At 64.7% G+C, this 20235-nt stretch carries 17 protein-coding genes and 1 other RNA gene; all 18 read right to left on the reverse strand.

All coding sequences use genetic code 11. The features are described 5' to 3' along the window. Positions 1-86: 86 nt before the first annotated feature. Positions 87-1727, reverse strand: coding sequence for a cell division protein FtsZ (gene ftsZ / locus JXQ94_RS08880; RefSeq protein ID WP_421923413.1), 1641 nt, complete (start codon positions 1725-1727; stop codon positions 87-89). Between the two features lie 310 nt (positions 1728-2037). After that, positions 2038-3369 (reverse strand): cell division protein FtsA, encoded by a 1332-nt coding sequence (gene ftsA, locus JXQ94_RS08885; protein WP_421923414.1) that lies wholly within the window; start codon positions 3367-3369, stop codon positions 2038-2040. Next, positions 3366-4274 carry a cell division protein FtsQ/DivIB gene (locus tag JXQ94_RS08890; RefSeq protein WP_421923415.1) on the reverse strand — a complete coding sequence of 303 codons (909 nt, stop codon included), beginning with the start codon at positions 4272-4274 and terminating at the stop codon, positions 3366-3368. Before JXQ94_RS08890 ends, ftsA begins: the two co-directional genes overlap by 4 nt. After that, complete coding sequence (locus tag JXQ94_RS08895) at positions 4262-5176, reverse strand: D-alanine--D-alanine ligase (protein ID WP_421923416.1); 915 nt, start codon at positions 5174-5176, stop codon at positions 4262-4264. The genes JXQ94_RS08890 and JXQ94_RS08895 overlap by 13 nt, the downstream gene beginning before the upstream one ends. 49 nt (positions 5177-5225) lie before the next feature. Then, positions 5226-5825, reverse strand: a complete 600-nt coding sequence (locus JXQ94_RS08900) for a hypothetical protein (protein ID WP_421923417.1) — start codon at positions 5823-5825, stop codon at positions 5226-5228. A 20-nt stretch (positions 5826-5845) separates the two neighbouring features. Continuing rightward, on the reverse strand, positions 5846-6769 hold the full coding sequence (gene murB / locus JXQ94_RS08905; RefSeq protein ID WP_421923418.1) for a UDP-N-acetylmuramate dehydrogenase: 924 nt from the start codon (positions 6767-6769) through the stop codon (positions 5846-5848). Further along, positions 6766-8172 carry a UDP-N-acetylmuramate--L-alanine ligase gene (gene murC / locus JXQ94_RS08910; RefSeq protein ID WP_421923419.1) on the reverse strand — a complete coding sequence of 469 codons (1407 nt, stop codon included), beginning with the start codon at positions 8170-8172 and terminating at the stop codon, positions 6766-6768. The genes murB and murC overlap by 4 nt, the downstream gene beginning before the upstream one ends. Further along, the gene (gene murG / locus JXQ94_RS08915; RefSeq protein WP_421923420.1) at positions 8169-9275 is read right to left on the reverse strand and encodes an undecaprenyldiphospho-muramoylpentapeptide beta-N-acetylglucosaminyltransferase; all 1107 of its coding nucleotides are present in this window, start codon (positions 9273-9275) and stop codon (positions 8169-8171) included. Before murG ends, murC begins: the two co-directional genes overlap by 4 nt. Then, the gene (ftsW, locus tag JXQ94_RS08920) at positions 9272-10399 is read right to left on the reverse strand and encodes a putative lipid II flippase FtsW (protein ID WP_421923421.1); all 1128 of its coding nucleotides are present in this window, start codon (positions 10397-10399) and stop codon (positions 9272-9274) included. The genes murG and ftsW overlap by 4 nt, the downstream gene beginning before the upstream one ends. Then, positions 10396-11820, reverse strand: coding sequence for a UDP-N-acetylmuramoyl-L-alanine--D-glutamate ligase (murD, locus tag JXQ94_RS08925; RefSeq protein ID WP_421923422.1), 1425 nt, complete (start codon positions 11818-11820; stop codon positions 10396-10398). Before murD ends, ftsW begins: the two co-directional genes overlap by 4 nt. A gap of 11 nt (positions 11821-11831) precedes the next feature. After that, positions 11832-12935, reverse strand: coding sequence for a phospho-N-acetylmuramoyl-pentapeptide-transferase (gene mraY / locus JXQ94_RS08930; RefSeq protein ID WP_421923423.1), 1104 nt, complete (start codon positions 12933-12935; stop codon positions 11832-11834). 7 nt (positions 12936-12942) lie between these two features. Next, positions 12943-14367, reverse strand: a complete 1425-nt coding sequence (locus tag JXQ94_RS08935) for a UDP-N-acetylmuramoyl-tripeptide--D-alanyl-D-alanine ligase (protein ID WP_421923424.1) — start codon at positions 14365-14367, stop codon at positions 12943-12945. Then, positions 14360-15811 carry a UDP-N-acetylmuramoyl-L-alanyl-D-glutamate--2,6-diaminopimelate ligase gene (locus JXQ94_RS08940; RefSeq protein ID WP_421923425.1) on the reverse strand — a complete coding sequence of 484 codons (1452 nt, stop codon included), beginning with the start codon at positions 15809-15811 and terminating at the stop codon, positions 14360-14362. Before JXQ94_RS08940 ends, JXQ94_RS08935 begins: the two co-directional genes overlap by 8 nt. Continuing rightward, positions 15808-17565: a peptidoglycan D,D-transpeptidase FtsI family protein gene (locus JXQ94_RS08945; RefSeq protein WP_421923426.1), complete on the reverse strand. Its 1758-nt coding sequence runs from the start codon at positions 17563-17565 to the stop codon at positions 15808-15810. Before JXQ94_RS08945 ends, JXQ94_RS08940 begins: the two co-directional genes overlap by 4 nt. After that, entirely contained in the window at positions 17565-17948 is a 384-nt protein-coding gene (ftsL, locus tag JXQ94_RS08950; protein ID WP_421923427.1) for a cell division protein FtsL, read from the reverse strand. The genes JXQ94_RS08945 and ftsL overlap by 1 nt, the downstream gene beginning before the upstream one ends. Continuing rightward, entirely contained in the window at positions 17945-18949 is a 1005-nt protein-coding gene (rsmH, locus tag JXQ94_RS08955; protein ID WP_421923428.1) for a 16S rRNA (cytosine(1402)-N(4))-methyltransferase RsmH, read from the reverse strand. Before rsmH ends, ftsL begins: the two co-directional genes overlap by 4 nt. Then, on the reverse strand, positions 18949-19407 hold the full coding sequence (locus tag JXQ94_RS08960; protein WP_295690517.1) for a division/cell wall cluster transcriptional repressor MraZ: 459 nt from the start codon (positions 19405-19407) through the stop codon (positions 18949-18951). The genes rsmH and JXQ94_RS08960 overlap by 1 nt, the downstream gene beginning before the upstream one ends. Before the next feature lie 432 nt (positions 19408-19839). Then, positions 19840-20228, reverse strand: an RNA gene (gene rnpB / locus JXQ94_RS08965) — RNase P RNA component class A. Positions 20229-20235: the final 7 nt, after the last annotated feature.

A 20235-nucleotide genomic window follows, 5' to 3' on the forward strand; every position in this document is an offset into this window, starting at 1 on the left:
TTGTTGCGGTTTGTTACGCATTCGCAGCAAAACGGGGCGCCCGATGGGGCGCCCCGTTTTGTGTTTGAAATCATATGGTTATGAAATCAGTTGGCTTGCCTGCGCAGGAAGGCCGGGATTTCAAGGTCGCCTTCTTCCAGACTGTCGCCAAACAGGTCGCCGGATGCCGGGCGCTGAGTCGACTGGACCGGAGCCGTCTTGGTGACCGGCGCGGCCTTCGGTGCCGGCTCGGCCGGCTTCTTGCGACGACCAAAAAGCGAGAAACCGCGCTTCTCTTCCTTGGCCTCGGCCGGCGGCATCGCCGTTTCGGAGCGACGTTCTTCATAGCGCGCATTGAGGCGTTCGGCCTCCTGGGCCAGTCGGGCCTGGTCATGGACGACCTGCGGTGCGTCAGTCCTCATCTCGGCCTGCGACGTACGCACTTCAGACACGTAAGGATCACGCTCGACATTGACGGAATTGGTGGCGATCGCGTCGGACAAGTCCTCTGCACCCACAGCCCGTTTCATCGGCTCGACCTGGAATTCATTGTCCGCATCCGCCGTGATCCGCGGCTCCGGCGTGGCGTGCGCGGCCGGTGCCTCGCGGCGCGCTTCCGGCGCCCGTGCCTCCTGGACACGCGTTTCGACAGTGCGCTCGGTCATCGCACGACCGGGGCGATCCGAATTGCTCCGCTTCCAGGGAAGGATCGCGTCATTCGGGCTGGACTGGGCTTGCGCTGACGCACGCTGGCGCGTCCGCGGGTCGGCCTGGACCATGATTTCCGCGTCGATGCCCGTCGCCACGACGGAGACACGCATGGAGCCGTCCATCGTCTCGTCGAACGTCGAGCCAACAATGATATTGGCCTCCGGATCGACTTCGGCGCGGATCTCGTTCGCCGCCTCATCGACTTCATAGAGGGTCATGTCATAGCCGCCGGTGATGTTGATCAGAACACCGGTCGCGCCCTTCATCGACACATCATCCAGCAGCGGATTGGAGATTGCAGCCTGGGCAGCTTCGACGGCGCGCTTCTCGCCGCCGGCTTCGCCCGTGCCCATCATTGCCTTGCCCATCTCATTCATCACCGCCCGCACGTCGGCAAAGTCGAGATTGATCAGGCCCGGCATGACCATCAGGTCGGTAATGCCACGCACGCCGGAATGCAGCACCTGGTCCGCCATGGAGAAGGCCTCGGCGAAGGTGGTTTTTTCCGTTGCGATACGGAACAGGTTCTGGTTCGGGATCACGATCAGCGTATCGACATGATCCTGGAGTTGCTCAATCCCGCTCTCGGCCAGCTTCATGCGGCGCGAGCCTTCGAAATGGAACGGCTTGGTAACGACACCAACGGTCAGGATACCCATTTCGCGGGCCGCGCGGGCCACGACGGGCGCCGCGCCGGTGCCGGTACCACCGCCCATGCCGGCGGTGATGAAGACCATGTGGGCACCGCCCAGATGCTCGCGGATTTCCTCAAGGGAATCCTCGGCCGACTGCTCTCCGACTTCCGGTCGCGCACCCGCGCCCAGGCCTTCGGTGATGGCCGCGCCCATCTGCACACGCTTTTCAGCCTGCGAACGCTGCAGGGCCTGCGCATCGGTATTGGCAACGACGAAGTCGACACCCTCGAGCTTGGCCTCGATCATGTTGTTGACGGCATTGCCCCCGGCGCCCCCGACACCAAAGACGACAATGCGCGGCCGCAATTCGGTCGTTTCAGGAATGGAGAGGTTCAGCGTCATGGGAGCCTCGTGCTCGGTACTGGAGTTAACAACGATTCACCATGAAGTGTCGCCCCGAGACGCTTAAGCAGGCGTTAAAGACTGGCCGATTGCCGCAGGATTTGCCTTGAGATTCGCACCCGGCCTGAGGCGTATCGGCCCACATTCCGGTGACCCGCTACCGCGCGCCGTCAGCCGGCCCGGCCATGGGCGATACGCGTCTGCCGACCGGCCGGCAGAGCGTCGCGATCAGTCGCGCGGCGCCGCCAGGCGACCCGCCGATAACCAGTGTGAATTCGATCCTGAGAGGAGGGGAGCGGTTGACGGCAGCTCAGAAACTCTCGGCAAACCAGCGCCACATGGAAGCAGCACCCCCCTGCCCGGCCTCGCCGCGCACGCGCCGCGGAACCACCGGCAAACCGCTCATGCGCGGCGGACCGGCGATTGCTTCGGCTGCGCCGCGGGTCTCGCGACGGACCACGCCCGCCGCGGCACTGAAGGCCGGTCCGGACACCGCATCACCCAGTCCGCTGACACCGCAAGGCCCGGCAATCCGGACCTGTTTGCCAAAGACCCGGGCCGCCAGTTCGGCCGCACCGGGCAATTGGGCGCCGCCACCGGTCAGGACCAGACGCCGTCCCGACGTCTTGCCGACGCCGGCTGCATCAAGACGATCGCGGATCAGCTCGAATGTTTCTTCCAGGCGCGGCCGGATGATCGAATTCAGCAGTGAGCGCGGCGCGCTGTCATACATCGCCCCATTCTCGCCGGAGACCGAAGGGACCTCGATCATCTGTTGATCATCTTCCGGGCTGTCCAGCGCGGATCCATAGAGGGTTTTAAGGCGCTCGGCAGCGGCCAATGGAGTCGACAGGCCGCGCGCCACATCGGACGTCACATGCGACCCGCCGACCGGCACCGCGTCGATATGCAGGAGCGCGCCTTCCGCGAAGACAGCCGCGGTCGTCGCTCCGGCACCCATGTCAATGAGGGTCGCGCCCAGCTTGACCTCGTCATCGGCAAGTGCCGACAGTCCGGAGGCATAGGGCGTGGCCACCACGCCCTTGAGATCGAGATGACAGCGCTCAATACAGGTCGACAGATTGCGCAGCGGGCCGATGGCAGCGGTGATGACATGAACCTCAACCCCCAGCGTCTTGCCGAACATGCCGCGCGGATCCTTGATCCCGCGATGATCATCAACCGACCAGGACAACGGGATGGCGTGCAGGACAACGCGGTCCTCGATTGCGAATTCGGCCAGCGCGCCATCAAGCAGGCGGCGCGGCTCGCGCTCGGTGATTTCACGTTGCGGCAGATCGATCTCGGCGGCCAGGCGCGTCGAGGCCGGCTGTCCGGCCGAGAGGGTAACGGTGACCGCATTGACCGCGATACCCGCCATGCGCTCGGCCTGCTCGACGGCAGTCCGGATGGCTTCGGCTGCTGCGTCCATGTCGACAACCGCACCGGCACGCATCCCGCGTGAGGACTGGTGGCCGACGCCGATCACGCGCGGGCGCGGCCCGGCAATGGTCTGATCCGTACGGGCAATGAAGCAGGCGATCTTGGACGACCCGACATCAAGCGCGGCGCACACGCCCTGGGATTTGGAACCGCTGACAGCACTGGGCTGACGCGACCGGAACAGATCGAACACACTCACGCTTCACGCTCCCGCATACCGGCCGCCGCTGCCCGATCCGGCAGGGCCCGGACGATCAGATCGCCCTCGCCGCGTAGGTCAAAACTCTCGGCGGCCAGGCGCAGGACACCGCGCTCGGCCTGGAGGCGGGCGAGAATGGCAATCGAGGCCACCACATCCCCCTCCGGCAATTTCACATCAGCCCCGCTGTCGAGCCGCAGATTCCAGCGGCGCTCGCCGACCCGGACCGCACCGACGACACGGCCGGCGACATCGGGGTAATGGCTCAGCGCATCGACGATTTCCGGTGCGGCCTGGTTGGCACCCTCGGCAACGACGAGCGGCAGGTCCGGCGGATTCATCACATCGGCGTCGGCGAGCACGATGCCGTCGCGATCAATCACATGCAGTCCGCCCTCAACCTGCCAGAGGGCAAAGGCCTCGCGGGTTTCCACGACGATGGCGATCCGGTTCGGCAGCAGGCGCGCGACCCGGGCCCGGCGGATAACCGGCATGGCTTCAACGCGGGAGCGAATGATCTCGGGATCGACGGAAAAGATGGACTGGCCATCCGTGATCTGGGACGCCAGGACGATCTCGTGCGCCATCTCGCCACGGGCACCGGTCACATCGACGGCACGCACGGCAAAACCGGCATCTGCCAGCTGACCTTCGACGCGGTCACCGGCCCAGGCGGTCACGTCATCCAGCTGTCCGAAAAGCGCAAGTCCGCCCAGCGTGACAGCCGACAGGCCGGCCACGGCGAGCCCGCCGAAACGGGCTGCATTCGCCATACGGTATCTGACACCCCGGATCTGGGCCTCGGCCCAGTTACGCAAACGCCGCGGTGCGGACACCGCGGCGGACTGGGGTTTGGTCTTGCGACGGCCCGCATTACGCGAACCGGCACGCCTCACCTTCGACACGACGCATTCTCCGCCATCCATGCAACGAGATCAGAAAACGCGATCCCGCAATACTGCGCCTGTTCTGGCGCTAGTGATGTAGGTGTCATGCCCGGCTGGGTGTTAATTTCGAGTAACCATAGCGGTGTATCCGAATCAGTGTCGTAGCGGAAATCTGACCGGGTCATCCCGCGACATCCCAAGGCATGATGCGCTTTCAGGGCGAGAGATTTGGCCAGATCGGCGATCTCGTTGGACACGGGCGCCGGTAAAATATGATCCGATCCGCCGGCGGAATACTTCGCTTCGTAATCATAGAAAGTCGTGTTCGGCTTGATCTCGGTCACGCACAGGGCGCGGTCTTCCATGACCGCCACCGTCAGCTCCCGTCCAGGAATATAGCGCTCGATCAGGATCTCATCGCCGAGCGCCCAGGCGGTCGAGCCCAGTTCGGCTGGCGGGCGGTTGGCGCCTTCCAGCACGATGTGCACACCGACTGACGACCCCTGGGCATTCGGTTTGGCCACATAGGGCGGCTTCATCGCATGCGACTTGGCAGCCTCGAAGCGATTGGTGATCAGGCCTTCCGGACAGGGAATACCGGCGGCGCGCAGCACGTCCTTGGCTTTTTGCTTGTCCATGGCCAGGGCCGAGGCGAGCACGCCGGAATGCGTGTAGGGCTTGCCGAAATGCTCGAGCACACCCTGAACCAGCCCGTCCTCGCCCCATTCGCCGTGCAGCGCATTGAAGACAATATCCGGATCGGCCTCGGCGAGCTGCTGCGAGAGCTGCCGGCCGGCATCAATCTCGACCACCGCATAACCGGCCTCACGCAGCCCCTCGGCACAGGCCGCGCCCGAGACCAGGGAGACATCCCGTTCCGGCGACAGACCACCGAGAAGAACTGCAACACGCTTGCTCATGAGCTCGTCCTGACTGGACCCGGGCGACCGCCGTGCGGTGCGGGTCGGGCTAGTTCAATACGTCGCCGGCCGGTGCGTTCGGCGTCATCGGTTTCACGGTCGGATCGCTGATCGCCACCGCGCTGGCCCCCGAGCGCGCGCCGATCCCGATCAGCTCGATCAGCGCCTCCAGCGGCGCCGTGCCGAAATCACAATGCAGGAGCTCGTCCTGCAGCGACGCCGCGTGAAGGAAGCCGCCCGTCTGCACGCCCGGCATGGTCACGGGCACGCCCTTCATCAGGCCGAAATAGCGATCGAACCAGTCTAGCAATGCGGCCTCATCCCAGGTCGCATCGCGCAGCTGAATGACCGCCGCATCCCAGCGGAAGGGATGGAGATGCAGGTGCACGCCATCCATCGGCCCGTCCCAGGACTTGAAGGCGATCATCTCCTGCATCCGGAACTCGCGGAATTCCGGTTTCGGCTCGAGCTGTGTGGCGAAATCGATCCGGTAAAGGCTACGCAGCAGGGCCTTGTCCGACTTGATGGCAAACGGGTGCTCGCTGACACCCTGGGGAAACGGCTTGGCCATTTCCGGCAGCCATTGCGTGTAGGCGTAGACGAATTTTTCGCGGATCGGCTCAATCGCCGACGCCAGAGGATGTGTCATCCGGGTTGCCCCTCTTTGTGTCAGTTGCCGGTCGCCCGGCCAATGCGCCGGACTTCCCAGCGCAGATCGATATCGTGTTGCTTGCGAACCCGCGCCCGCACATCTTCACCGACCTGTTCCAGATCAGCCGCACTGGCCGTGCCGTCATTGATCAGGAAGTTACAATGTTGCTCGGAAAAATGCGCCCCGCCAACGCGGTAGCCGCGACCGCCGACACTGTCGATCAACTCCCAGGACTTGCGCTGATCAGGCGTGCCGGGCGGATCGGGATTGGCGAAAGTCGAGCCGGACGTCTTCTCGCGGATCGGCTGTGTGGTCTCGCGCCGCGCCGTGATCGCATTCATGCGCGCGGTGATGGCGTCCGGATCATCAGCCTGCCCCTGGAAGACCGCCTCGGTGAAGATCCAGTCCTGGGGTGCCGAGCAATGGCGGTAGCTGTAGGCCAGCTCGTCAGGCGTCGCGATGATGCGCCGGCCCATCCGGTCCAGCGCGATGACCTCGACCAGCGCGTCTGCGGTCTCCTGGTCATAGCAGCCGGCATTCATGCGCAGCGCGCCGCCGATCGTGCCGGGCACACCGACGAGATATTCCAGACCGGCAATCCCGGCCTTGGCCGCCGCCTTGGCGACCATCTTGTCCAGCGCCCCGGCGCCCGCGCGCAGGCGATGCCCGTCCAGCGCCTCGGTTTTGGCGAAGGCCCCGGCCAGCCGGATCACGACACCCGCCACCCCGCCATCACGCACCAGCGTGTTCGATCCGGCACCCAGAACGGTCACCGGTATCTCGTCCGGCGTTTCAGCGAGAAAGCGGCAGAGATCGGCCTCGTCGGCCGGCAGATACAGCACATCCGCCGGACCACCCACCCGAAGCCAGGTCAGGTCCTTGAGCGGCGCCTGCTCGATATATTTGCCACGAACGGGCGGGAGTTTGGACAGGAGGGTCACCCCATCGCCTCCAGCTCGCCCGGCAGAGCATAGGCCCATTGGGTGATGTCGCCGGCGCCGAGGCAGATGACGACATCGCCCTCGCCGGCCCGTTTGGCGACATCGGCGGCGACGGTTTCCCGCACTGTCGCGACGGCATCGCGGTGGCCATGGGCGCCCAGGCTTTCCACCAGATGTGGCTGGTCAGCGCCTTCGATCGGGTCCTCGCCGGCGGTATAGACCGGGGTGACCAGCACGCTGTCGGCATCATTGAAACAAGTGGAAAAATCGTCGAACAAATCGTGCAGACGGCTATAGCGATGCGGCTGAATGACCGCGATCACCTTGCCGGTCGAGGCCTGGCGGGCGGCCTTCAGCGCGGCGAGAATCTCGACCGGGTGATGGCCATAATCATCAATGATGGCCGCGCCTTTCCACTCGCCCGTGCGGGTAAAGCGGCGCTTCACCCCGCCAAACTGACCCAGCGCCGTCTTGGCACCCTCTTCGGTCAGGCCCAGTTCGCGTGCGGTCGCCAGGGCGGCCACCGCATTGAGGACATTGTGCTCGCCCATCATCGGCAGAAAGAGACCCTGCCAGACCGTTTCATCCTGGCCGCGCAAGCGGAAGCGGACATCGAAACTCGCGCCGGAGGGGTCCATTTTGAGGTTTTCGAGGCGGGCATCGGCCTGCGGGTTCTGGCCATAGGTGATAACCCGGCGATCCTCGACCCGGCTGGCCAGGGACTGGACTTCGGGATGGTCGGTGCAGAGCACGGCAAACCCATAGAAGGGGAGGTTCTCGACGAACTGGAAGAAGGCCTGCCGCAGCGTGTCGAAATCGCCGTAATGCTCCATGTGCTCGGGGTCGATATTGGTGACGATGGCGACCGTCGAACGCAGCTTGAGGAAGGAGCCGTCGCTCTCATCGGCCTCGACGGCCATCCAGTCGCCCAGGCCCATCTTGGCGTTGGAACCATAGGCGGAAATGATGCCGCCATTGATCACCGTCGGATCGACGCCAGCCGCATCCATCAGCACCGAAACCAGCGAGGTGGTCGTGGTCTTGCCGTGGGTGCCACCGACCGCGACGGCGAATTTCAGGCGCATCAGTTCGGCCAGCATTTCCGCCCGGCGTACGACCGGGATCTTGGCAGCCCGGGCCGCAACGAGCTCGGGATTGTCCGGCTTGATGGCCGAGGAGACGACAATGGCACCGGCGCCGTCGACATTCTCGGCCTTGTGCCCGATCGCGATCGTGGCACCGAGACCGGTCAGGCGTTCGACATTGGGGTTCGCCTTGATGTCGGACCCCTGCACCTTGTAGCCCAGATTGAGCATGACTTCGGCGATGCCGGACATGCCGATCCCGCCGATACCGACAAAATGGACGGGGCCGACTTCAAATGGCAGGGCGGTGAACTTCATACGACAGCTCCGGTGACCAGGCCGTCGACCGCCCGCGCCAGCGTATCGGCGGCATCGGGACGGCCAAGCGCGCGCGCCGACTGGGCGCGGCTGGCGAGATCGTCAGGGTTGGACAAACGGGTTTCGACGAGGGCAGCGATCTTCTCGGCCGTGAACTCGCCCTCATGGACGACATCACAGGCCACCGCCTGCACCAGCCCATCGACATTGGCGGCCTGGTGATCGTCGGCGGCGATCGCCAGCGGGCAGAAGATGGCCGGACGCCCGACGCCCGCGACTTCGGACACAGTGGACGCTCCGGCCCGACCGATCACGAGATGGCTGGCGGCATAGAGCGCGCCAACATTCTCGAAGAAAGGATCGCATCGGGCGGCAATGCCGGCGGCTTGATAGATCTCACGGGCCATGGGGAGGGATTCCTCCCGCGTCTGTTGGACCACATCAAGGCGAGACCGGAGCTTTTCCGGGATCATCGCCAGCGCCTTCGGCACCGTCTCCGACAGGATACGCGCGCCCAGCGAGCCGCCCAGCACCAGAATGTTGAGCCGCCCGTCCGCGGTGATCGCCGGATATCCGGCGGCGCGCGCCTCGATGATCGGTTCGCGCAGGGGATTGCCCGTCAGGATATGGCGCTTTTTCGCTTTCGCCGGCAAACGGTCGAGACGCTCGAAACCGGACGCGATGAAGCCGGCCTTGCCCGCAAAAACCCGATTGACCCGGCCGAGCACGGCATTTTGCTCGTGAATGGCAAAGGGTGTGCCCATGGATCGGGCAACCGCAAGGGCGGGGAAAGCCGGATAGCCACCGAAACCGGCGACAACATCCGGCTTCCACTTGCCTGCAATGGCGCGCGCCTGGGCGAAGCCCTGGGTCAGTTCCAGCGCCGCCCTGGCCAGTTTGACCGGGTTTTTCGTCGACGGGCTGGCGGCGTGGATTTCGTCGACCGCAACGGCCGGGAAATCCCTGGCATGGCGCAGACCGCGAGTATCGGTGACCAGACGTACCTGCCAGCCGCGCGCGATCAGCGCTTCGGCCGCGGCGCGCGCGGGAAACATGTGCCCACCGGTTCCGCCGGCGGCAATCAGGCAGCGTCTGGGGGTCATGCGGCGTAACGCGGTGTGTAGGCGCCAGGACGGCGACGCGTGAAGGCGAGCAGGAGGCCGGCGCCGAAAGCGAGGGCGAGCATGGATGAACCTCCATAGGACACGAAGGGCAAGGTCATGCCCTTGGGTGGAATAAGGTTCAAGTTTACGGCGATATTGACCAGGCTTTGCAGTCCGAATTGCAGCGCAAGTCCAGCAACGGCCAACTGCGCGAAACCATCCTGCAATCGCATGACCTGCATCCAGGCCCGCGTCACCAGAATGGCGAAGAGGCCGATGATCGACAGCGAGGCGATCAGGCCGAACTCCTCGGCAGCGACCGAGAAGATGAAATCCGTATGCGCATCCGGGAGCAAATGCTTCACCTCGCCCTCACCGGGGCCGACACCCGCAATACCGCCCCGCGAGATCGCCTCGGTCGCCCGGTCAATCTGGTAGGTGTCGCCGCTTTCCGGATTGAGGAAACGGTCCACGCGGGACGCAATGTGCGGAAAGGTGAAATAGGCCAGGGTCGATCCCGACGCCGCCAGTCCGCCCAGCACCGCCACCCAGATCCAGGACAGTCCGGAGGCGAAGAAAATGCCGCCAAAACACAGGGTCAAAAGCACGGACTGGCCAAAATCCGGTTGCAGCATCAACAAGCCGATCGCCACCGCGAACAGGCCGAAGGCGATAATCCGCCCGGGCACGGGGGCACCGCGCTTCTCCTCGGAGAACAGCCAGGCCGCCGTGACCAGCAAGGCTGGTTTGAGAAATTCCGAGGGTTGCAGCGAGAAGGCGCCGAGGCGCAGCCAGCGGGTCGCGCCCTTGACCTCATACCCGACGAGCAGGACAGCCCCCATCAGGACGAAAGCACCGACCAGAGCCAGACCGGCCAGCCGCCGCGCGCCCTTGGGGGACAGCGCGGATATTCCCAACAGGCCGACCAGGCTGAGCACCGCGAAGACGCCCTGCCGGTAGAGGAAGTAGAAGGGGTCATCCAGGCCAAGGCGTTCCGAGGCCGCCGGGCTGGCCGCCATGGACAGGACGAGCCCGGTGATGATCAGCGCCAGGATGACGAAGAGCAAGGTACGGTCAATGCCGCGCCACCAGCTCGCCAGCGCCCGCGGGAAACTCTGGATCACGCAACACCCTCCGCCACGGCATCGACCGGCTCGAGGGCGCGCACCAGCTCGCGGAAGGCGTCGCCGCGCGCTTCATAACTCGTGAATTGATCGAAAGAGGCCGCTGCCGGTGACAGGAGCACCACCTGGCCGGACACGCCTGCCGCGATGGCATCGCGCGTGGCCGCCTCAAGCGCCGCGGCCAGATCACCGCACGCTTCGTGCGGGACATCGCCGTCGAGCTCGGTGGCGAAGCCGGTCGCAGCCTCACCGATCAGATAGGCTTTGGCGACACGATTGAAATGCGGCCGCGCAGCGACCAGTCCGCCATCCTTGGCGCGGCCACCGACGATCCACCGGACCTGGTCGTAGCACCCGAGGGCCTGCGTGGCGGCCTCTGCATTGGTGGCCTTGGAGTCATTGATATAGGTGACGCCATTGATCGTCGCGACCCGCTCCTGACGATGCGCCAGACCCGGGAAGGTCGCGATCGCATCGGCGGCGGCGCGCCCCGAGACACCCAGCGCCCGGACGGCGGCCAGCGCGGCGGCCGCGTTCTGGGCATTGTGGCGCCCCGGCAGGGCCGGCGCATCCGCCAGATCGACGACCGGATGCGAGGCACAGTCCAGCGCGTCATAGACCCGATCGCCCAGGGCATAGACGCCACGCGCGAAGACCCGCCCGGCCGAGATCGGAATGATCTCCTCCTCGCGGCGATTGCGGCGCAGGGTGGAGAAATAGGCCGAGGTCACATTGTCATCGATCCCGATAACCGCCACATCGCCCGGCCGCTGCATGTCGAACAAGCGCTGCTTGGCGCGGAAATATCCGTCAAAATCACCATGCCGGTCGATATGATCCGGCGAGATGTTCAGCAGGAGCGCGACATCACAGGCCAGCGTATGGGTCAGGTCAAGCTGGTAAGACGACAGTTCGAGGACATAGTAACTGCCCGGCCGCGGCGCGGCCTGAGCGAGAATGGCGTCGCCAATATTGCCGCCGACCACGACATTGCGCCCGGTCTCGCGCAGGATGTGACCGATGAGGGCCGTCGTCGTCGACTTTCCGTTGGTGCCGGTGATGCCGATGATTTTGGGTCGACGCTTCTCCGGCAGATCGGCAATCGCCATCGCGAAGAGCTCGACATCGCCGATCACCGGCGCATCAACGGCCCGGGCCAGCTCGACCACATGATGGGGTTTGGGATGGGTCAAGGGGATGCCCGGCGACAATATCAGGGCTGCAATATCGCCCCAGTCGCGCCGGTTGAGGTCATCCAGGGTCAGGCCGTCCGCCTCGGCGCGCAGCCGCGAGGGCTCGGAATCGTCCCAGCACGATACCGCTGCGCCGCCTGCCTCAAGGGCTTTTGCCGTGGCTATGCCTGTGCGCCCCAATCCGAACACAGCCACGCGGCGGCCTTCATATGCATGGATCGGGATCATGAAGACCTAGCCTATCTCAATTTCAGCGTGGCGAGTCCGATTAATGCGAGAATGACCGCAATAATCCAGAAGCGAATGACAATGGTCGGCTCGGCCCATCCCTTCTTCTCGAAATGGTGGTGGATCGGCGCCATGCGAAAGACCCGCTTGCCGAAGAGTTTGAAACTCGCGACCTGGACCATGACCGAAACCAGTTCGAGCACGAAGAGACCGCCGACAATGGCCAGCACAAGCTCATGCTTGATGGCGACCGCAATCGTGCCAAGCGCGCCGCCCAGCGACAGCGAGCCCGTATCGCCCATGAAGACCATCGCCGGTGGCGCATTCCACCACAGAAAGCCGATCCCGGCACCGATCAAGGCGCCGCAGAAGATCAGGATCTCGCCCGCCCCGGCGGTGTAGTGAACCTGCAGATACTCGGCGAAATCGACCCGGCCGACGACATAGGCGATCACGCCAAAGGTCGCCGCAGCGATCATGACCGGCACGATGGCCAGACCGTCCAACCCGTCTGTCATGTTCACCGCATTGCCCGAACCGACGATGACGATACAGCCGAAGACGAAGAAGAGCGGCCCGATATTGAGCATCAAGTCCTTGAAGAAAGGAAAGGCAATCGAGGTTTCGATACCGGGCTCGACGCCGAGCGCGCGCGCGGTGTGCGTCGCCCAAACCACCGCCACGAGAGCAATCGCAAACTCGCCGACCAGTTTGAATTTGCCGCCGAAACCGGCCGTGGTCTGCTTGGTCACCTTGAGATAGTCATCGACAAATCCGATCAGGCCGAAGCCGGCGGTGACGAAGATGACAATCCAGACGTAGGAATTGGACAGGTCGGCCCATAGCAACGTTCCGACCATCACGCCGAGCAGGATGAGGAAGCCGCCCATGGTGGGCGTGCCGGCCTTCTCGACCACATGACGCTCAATGCCTTCGGCGCGAATGGGCTGCCCCTTGCCCTGTTTGCGGCGCAACCAGCCGATCATGGGCTTGCCGAAGACGAAGGCGATCAACATCGCCGTCATCAGCGCACCGCCGGTCCGGAAGGTGATGTAGCGAAACAGATTCGCCAATTGCAGGTCATCCGCCAGGGGCGCGAAGAGCAAGTAGAGCATGGGCGGATCAGGCCTCCGTCAGTCCGAATGCGGTACCATCGACGAGAACCGAGGCAATCTTGTGGAGGCCGGAACCGTTGGAGCCCTTGATGAGCACCACATCTCCCGCCTTCACGATGGATTTGACTTGTCCCAGCCCCTCGCCAGCATCCTGCGCATAGCCGGTGTGAACCGTGTTCGGCAAGGCGTCATGCAGATGCTTCATGCGACGACCGCAGGCGATCACAGCATCGGCTCCGGCGGCGACCAGCTCGTCGGCCAGTGCCGCGTGAAGGCGGTTTTCGTCAGGGCCCAGTTCCAGCATGTCACCGAGAATGGCGATACGGCGCCCGCCCGCGGCCGGCTGGGCCGCTCCCAGAGCGGCGATCGCCGCGGCCATGGACACCGGATTGGCGTTATAGGCGTCATCGAGCAGGGTGAAAGCGCCCCCGCCGGGCAGGTTGATGGTGATGGCACGCCCGCGACCAGCCTCGGCACCAACGCCCGAAAGCGCTTCGGCAACATCGCGCGCATCCAGTCCGGCACCGGCAGCCGCCGCGAAGATCGCGCCGGCATTCCAGGCCCAGTGTGCGCCGGTTGCGGCGAGGCGGAATGGGGCGCGAACGCCCAGGACATTGGCGACACCGCGGGAGCCGTCCAGCCCGGTCTCGAAATCCTCGATACGGATCGCGGCCGCCGCGCCCGTTCCGAAATCGAGCATGAAGGCCGCACAGGAATGACGGGCGTGCCGCGCCAGGCGCTCGGCCAGCGGGTCGTCAGACGGGTAGATCGCCACCCCGTCCTGTTCCAGCCCCTCGAAAATTTCGGATTTGGCGTCGGCAATGGCCTCGATTGTCCCCAAATTCTCCAGATGGGCCGGTGCGATCCGGGTGATCAGTGCCACATGCGGACGCACCAGCGCCGACAGATCGCGGATCTCGCCTGCATGGTTCATACCCATTTCGAAGACGGCGCGTTCGGTCTGCTTGGGCATGCGCGCGAGGGTCAGCGGCACACCCCAATGATTATTGTAGGATTGAACGCTCCAGTGCGCCGGGCCGGCGGCCCGGAAGACGGCGGCGATCGCCTCTTTCACGCTGGTCTTGCCAACACTTCCGGTCACGGCGACGCGGATGGCATCGGAGCGATCACGCGCGGCCATGCCAAGCATCCGCAAGCCATCCAGCACATCCTTCACCTGAAGGGCCGGCTCGACACCGGCATCCCCGCGCTCGACCAGGCAGGCTGACGCCCCCTTCTCCATCGCGGCGCTGACAAATTCATGCCCGTCCCGAACATCCTTGAGGGCGACGAAGAGATCACCGGGCTCCAGTGTGCGGGTGTCGATCGAGATGCCGGTCGCGGTCCAGTCAGTGTCACCCAACAGCATGCCACCGGTGGCGGCCATGGCCTGTCTGGATGTCCAGAGTGGTGCAGTCTTGCCGTCAGACACGGGCAGCCTCCCTTTGCGCCAGCGCCGCCCGGCCCTGGTCACGATCATCAAAGGGGTGGACGACATCGCCGATGGTCTGGCCCGTCTCATGCCCCTTGCCGGCGATCAGCAGGCAATCGCCCGCACGCAGCATGTCCACGCCATGGCGGATGGCCTCGGCCCGGTCGGCGATTTCCTCGGCATCCGGACAGCCCTTGAGCACGGCCTTGCGGATGCTGGCAGGATCCTCGGAGCGCGGATTATCGTCAGTGACAATCACATGATCGGCCTGGTTGGCCGCGATCACCCCCATCTTCGCGCGCTTGGACGCATCGCGATCGCCACCACACCCGAATATGACAATCACCCGGCCGCGTGTGTGCGGACGCGCGGCGCGGAGCAATTTGTCCAGCCCGTCGGGCGTATGGGCATAGTCAACAAGCACCGGAGCGGCCTCCGCCGTCTCTCCGACTTTCTCGAGCCGGCCCGGAACGCCGGTCAGTGTCTTGAGGGTCGCCAGCACATCGCCCTCCCCGACACCGTCCGCAAGAGCGATGGCGGCGGCACCGAGCGCGTTGAGAATCTGGAACTCACCCACCAGCGGGATATCGAGCGAATACTCGCGCCCCTGCCAGGCGAAGACGACGCTCTGGCTGGCCGGGCGCGGCGTGATCTCGCGAATGGCCAGATCGCGGCCGCGCCAGCCCATGGTCAGGACGTCCAGGCCGCGCTCGCGCGCCGCGGCGGCCATCTTGCCACCCCACTCGCTATCGACATTGATCACGGCCCGCCCATCGGCCGGCAGGCGCTCTGTGAAGAGTTTTAGTTTGGATGCGAAGTAATCGGCGAAATCCGGATGATAGTCCAGATGATCCTGGGTCAGATTGGTAAACGCACCGACCGCCAGTCGGACCCCGTCCATACGATGCTGTTTGAGCCCATGGCTTGATGCTTCCATGCCCAGATGGGTCACACCCTCGCCGGCTAGGCGATCGAGCGCGGCCTGCAAGGCGACGGCGTCCGGCGTGGTATAGCCGGTCACTTCCACGGTATCGCCGCGGGTCACGCCGAGCGTACCCAGACAAGCGGCATCGAGACCCGCACCGGCCCAGATCTGGCGCAGGAATTCAACAGTCGAGCTTTTGCCATTTGTCCCGGTAATGGCAACGATATGCGCGGGCTGGCGCGGATAGAAACGCGCCGCCATGCGCGCCAGAAGCGCCGCCGGTTGATCCACAGCGATCACCGGAACCGGTGCATCGACCGGCTTGTCCGTCAGGATCACGCCGGCGCCGGCTGCCAGCGCCTTGGGAATGAAGTCACGGCCATGGACTTTCACTCCGGGCAGCGCCGCAAAGACAAAGCCCGGCTCGACCTTGCGGCTGTCCAGGGTCAGCCCGCGGATGTCCTCGTGCCCGCCAGTGACAGACAGGCCTTCTCCGGCGAGCAACTCATCCAGGGTCACGGGATCATCTCCGGCATCAGGGCTGCGCGAACAAGAGCGGCGCGACCGACCGGGTCTTCATTCGACCGGTCAACACCGAGAATGGGGGCAATCCGCGCCACGATTTCACCCACTGCCGGCGCCGCGACCCGGCCACCGGTCGGGCGAAGATAGGTCGGTTCGGGCATTTGCGGTTCGTCGAGCAACACAAGGATCGCATATTGCGGATCATTGGCCGGAAAAACGGCCGAAAATGAGGAGAGAAGTCGGCTCGTATCATAGCCGCCGCGGGTGGGCTTGTCGGCCGTGCCCGTCTTGCCGGCCACCAGATAGCCGACCGCTTCGGCATTGCCGCCGGTTCCGCCCACCACATTCTCGCGCATCAGGGCAAGGACATCGCGCGCCACCTCGGACCGCATGACACGCTCACCAAGAATGGTTTCGTCGGCTGCGACGGGCAGAAGCGTTGGCGGGACATAGACACCGTCATTGGCGATGGCGGCGAAGGCGGCGATCGTCGCAATCGGGCTCACCGCAATACCGTGGCCATAGGAGATCGTGACAGTTTCCGTCGGCCCCCAATTGCGTGGCAGAAGCGGATCGGCGCTTTCCGCCAGTTCGATCGGCGCGCGCTCGAGCAGGCGCAAATCGCCGAGGAAACCCCGCTGCGCATCGGCGCCCACTTCCAGCGCCATGTGGCCGGAGCCTATATTGGACGAATGGGTGAAGATCTCCGGCACGGTCAGCCAGCGCTCCTCGCCGTGATAGTCGGAAATCTCATAGCCGCCGACCGAAAGCGGTGCCCGCGCATCATAGCGGCTCTCCATGGTCGCCGTGCCTTCCTCAAGCGCGACCGCGACGGTGAACGCCTTGAAAGTCGAGCCCATTTCATAGACCGACTGGGCCGCGCGGTTGAGCCGTTCGCCATTGCTGGCATCGGCTGGCCGATTGGGATCAAAGTCCGGCAGGGAAACCATGCCGAGGATTTCACCCGTGCGGACATTCATGACAATGCCGGTCGCCGCCAGCGCCCGGTATTCGGCCATGCTGGCGCGCAGGACCTCATCGAGATGGAATTGGACTGCCATGTCGATCGACAGCGCGACCGGACGGCCATCGCCGGACATCAGCGCACTGTCGAAGGCGCGCTCCGCGCCGGCGAGCCCGTCCATGTCGCGATTGGTATAGCCAACCACATGCGAGGCCAGACGGCCGCGCGGATAGACACGTCGCGGCTCCGAGCGGAATTCCAGACCCGGCAGGCCGAGCGCGAAGACCGCCTGGCGCTGACGCGGCGTGAGATTGCGGCGGACCCAGACGAAGCGGCGCCGCGAGTCGAGCTCTTCCGCCAGGCCGGCGACATCGATATCGGGCAGGACGGTGGCCAGCATTTCCGCGGTTTCCGCGGCATCCCAGACCAGGGCGGGGTCGGCATAGAGGGAATGGGTGTCGAGCGTCGTAGCCAGGACCTGACCGGTCCGGTCAAACAGATCGCCTCGCGCTTGCGCGGCCACTGCCTGGCGATTTGGCGAAGCCGCATCAGCTGACCCGGTTACCGCGATCTCCACCGCCCGGCCACCGAGAATGGCGAAGCCGAGGGCCATTGAGAGCCCCATGACTCGCAAACGTCCGCGCGAGGATTCCATCGCGCGGGTTTCATCACTCTCAATCCGGAGCAAGCGCGACATGTCCGCCGGCGCCGCCTCCGCCAAGGGCGGCGGGGCGAGGGTCCGCGCCTCGGCCGATACCTGTTTGCGGAACGGCCACAGACGCATCAGTCCGGACCTCCCACCCGCGTCGGCTCAGCCATCGCCAGAGCACCCTCCTCCTGGCGAACCAGCGCCTGGTCGCGGCGCACGCCCTCATTTTCGGGGCGGGCATCGGCAAGCAATGGCAGATCGCTCAAATCGACCTCCCGGGACGGGTCCAGCGGTTCAAAGCCGAGATAGCGCCGAGCCAGGGCGCGCAGGCGCTCCGGGTCTTCCAGATGGGCGATCTCGACATTGAGCACATTGATCTGACGACGCTCCTCGACGAGCTGGGCCTGGATATCCTCAAGACGTTCCTGCGAGCTCTTCGCCTCGGCCTTGGCGATATAGAGCGCGACCGCCAGAGCTGCGGCAACGACGAACGCAATCGCATTGAGCGTGCGGATCATAGCGCGGCCTCCAGTCGGGCGAGCGGAACAATACTCGTGTGAAGCGACGGCCCGTCAGCCCAGGCAGGCGCTTCCGTTCGGATGGCCGCACGAAGCTTGGCAGAGCGAGCCCGCGGATTGTCCGCTGCCTCTTCATCACTGGCCGCCACGGCGCGGCGGGTCAGCAAGGAGAAGCTCGGCGCGGGTCCGGCTTCAACCACCGGCTCGTGGCGCGAACCACCGCCTCCGGCCAGGCCGGCACGGCCTCGCAGGAAGGTCTTGACCATGCGGTCTTCCAGTGAATGGAAGGTAACCACGACAAGCCGACCCAGCGGGGTCAAAAGCTGCTCGGCTGCCTCCAGCGCACGGGCCAGCTCGCCGAGCTCGTCATTGACGAAAATCCGCAGCGCCTGGAACACTTTTGTGGCCGGGTGAATCTTTGAGTGTTTTCCGCCTGTTGCGCGGGTGACAATTTCGGCGAGCCGATCCGTCGTCTCGATTTTCGCCTCGGCGCGCGCCGTACAGATGAATTTCGCAATCCGGCGCGAGCGCCGCTCTTCGCCGTATACATAAAATATGTCGGCGAGCTCGGACTCCTTGAGCCGGTTCACCGCGTCGGCCGCACTCGGGCCGTCGGCCGCCATGCGCATGTCCAGCGGACCTTTGCGCATGAAGGAGAAGCCGCGCTCAGCCTGGTCGATCTGCATCGAGGAAACGCCGATATCCAGCACAATGCCATCGACACTGTCGATCCCGCGCGACGCCAGCACCTCGCCCATGGCGGAAAAAGGCGCCTCGGCAAAGGAGAAACGCCCGCCAGAGGCCTGGACCAGCTGGGTTGCCGCCGGCTGGACCGCCGGATCGCGATCGATACCGATCAGCTTGCAGTCCGCTGCGGAGAGAATGCCGCGCGAATAACCGCCAGCCCCAAAGGTGCCGTCGATATACAGAGCCCCGCTGCGCGGCTCGAGCGCGTGCAGGACCTCAGCCAGCATGACCGGGATATGCGGAGACTGACTCATCACGCGCCTCCGGTCCGGGGCGGGAGCTTGAGCGATTTCTTGTTGTCACGGGCAAAATTGCGGGCATTCGCCTTGCGCTCGGCGAGACGCTCCGGATCCCAGATCTCGAAGCGCGCCCCCAGACCGACAAAGGCAGCCTTGCCGCCCAGCCCGGCATGTTCGATCAGATCCCTGGGAAGGCTGACCCGACCGGTGCCGTCAAAGGCCAGACCGCGTGTGTCACCGAAAATGGTCTGCTCGAAGGCGGCGCGCGCGTCGTCATAGGGATCCATTTCCTCCATGAGCGCGAGGTAACGGTCGAGCAGAGCCTGCCCGCCCCCTTCCAGATAGCCACCCTCGAAGGACGGCCAGACGAAAATCTTCTCTTCGGGGTCATTCTTGACGACTGCGCGGAAGCCGGCAGGCACGGAAACCCGTCCCTTTGCGTCCACCCCATTGATCGTCGTCGACAGAAACACGCGAGAAACCCCCAGAGCCATGAGACCCGTCCCTCATGGTTAACGATGGGATAACATGGGATCAGATGGGAAACAATGACGAAAGGCCCGTTTTTCATGGAATAGCGCGCCTCTAGAAGTATTCGATTATGAGAAAAACAAGAACAGGAAGAGAACATTAAGTTAATATCCACAGGCCCCGGATCGGCTGAGCCTCGGAATCTCGCGAAATGCACGAAAATTGGGGATTGTTTCCGGATTGGCAAAAGCGGTCGCTTCGCGAGACCAGATCCGGTCCGCCACGGGGGCTGATCCCGCTTTCAACGCGATTGGTGCCGAAATGGAAAGGACGCCCGCGCGCGAAGATCGCAGGCGCGATCGCATCACCGCGCCGGGCCGGACCGTCACCGGGAATTTCGCTGTCGGAGGTCCGGTGACCGGATGCCGGAAAAAATGATCAGGCGGCCTGTAAGCCGGGTCCTGTCCCCCGGACGAGCCGGGGCGACGGTCATTCATCTGCGATCGTGTTTGCACACGACCTGTTGCGACCTACCCGGACAGCATGCGGAGGCGCACGTGCAACCCGAAAGCTGCGGTCTGTCCCTATTCGGTCTTGCTCCAGGTGGGGCTTGCCTAGCCCTCTTCCTTGCGGTCGAGGCGGTGCGCTCTTACCGCACCGTTTCACCCTTGCCTGGCCCGAAGGCCCGGCGGTCTGTTCTCTGCTGCGCTTTCCCTGGGGTCACCCCCGCCGGACGCTATCCGGCACCTTGCCTCCGTGGAGCCCGGACTTTCCTCGACAACACCGTTTCCGGCCCAGTTGCCGCGACCGCCCAGCCGCCTGATCGCCGC

The sequence above is a fragment of the Maricaulis maris genome, from assembly GCF_049116555.1.
GTDB classification, from domain to species: Bacteria; Pseudomonadota; Alphaproteobacteria; order Caulobacterales; family Maricaulaceae; genus Maricaulis; species Maricaulis maris_C.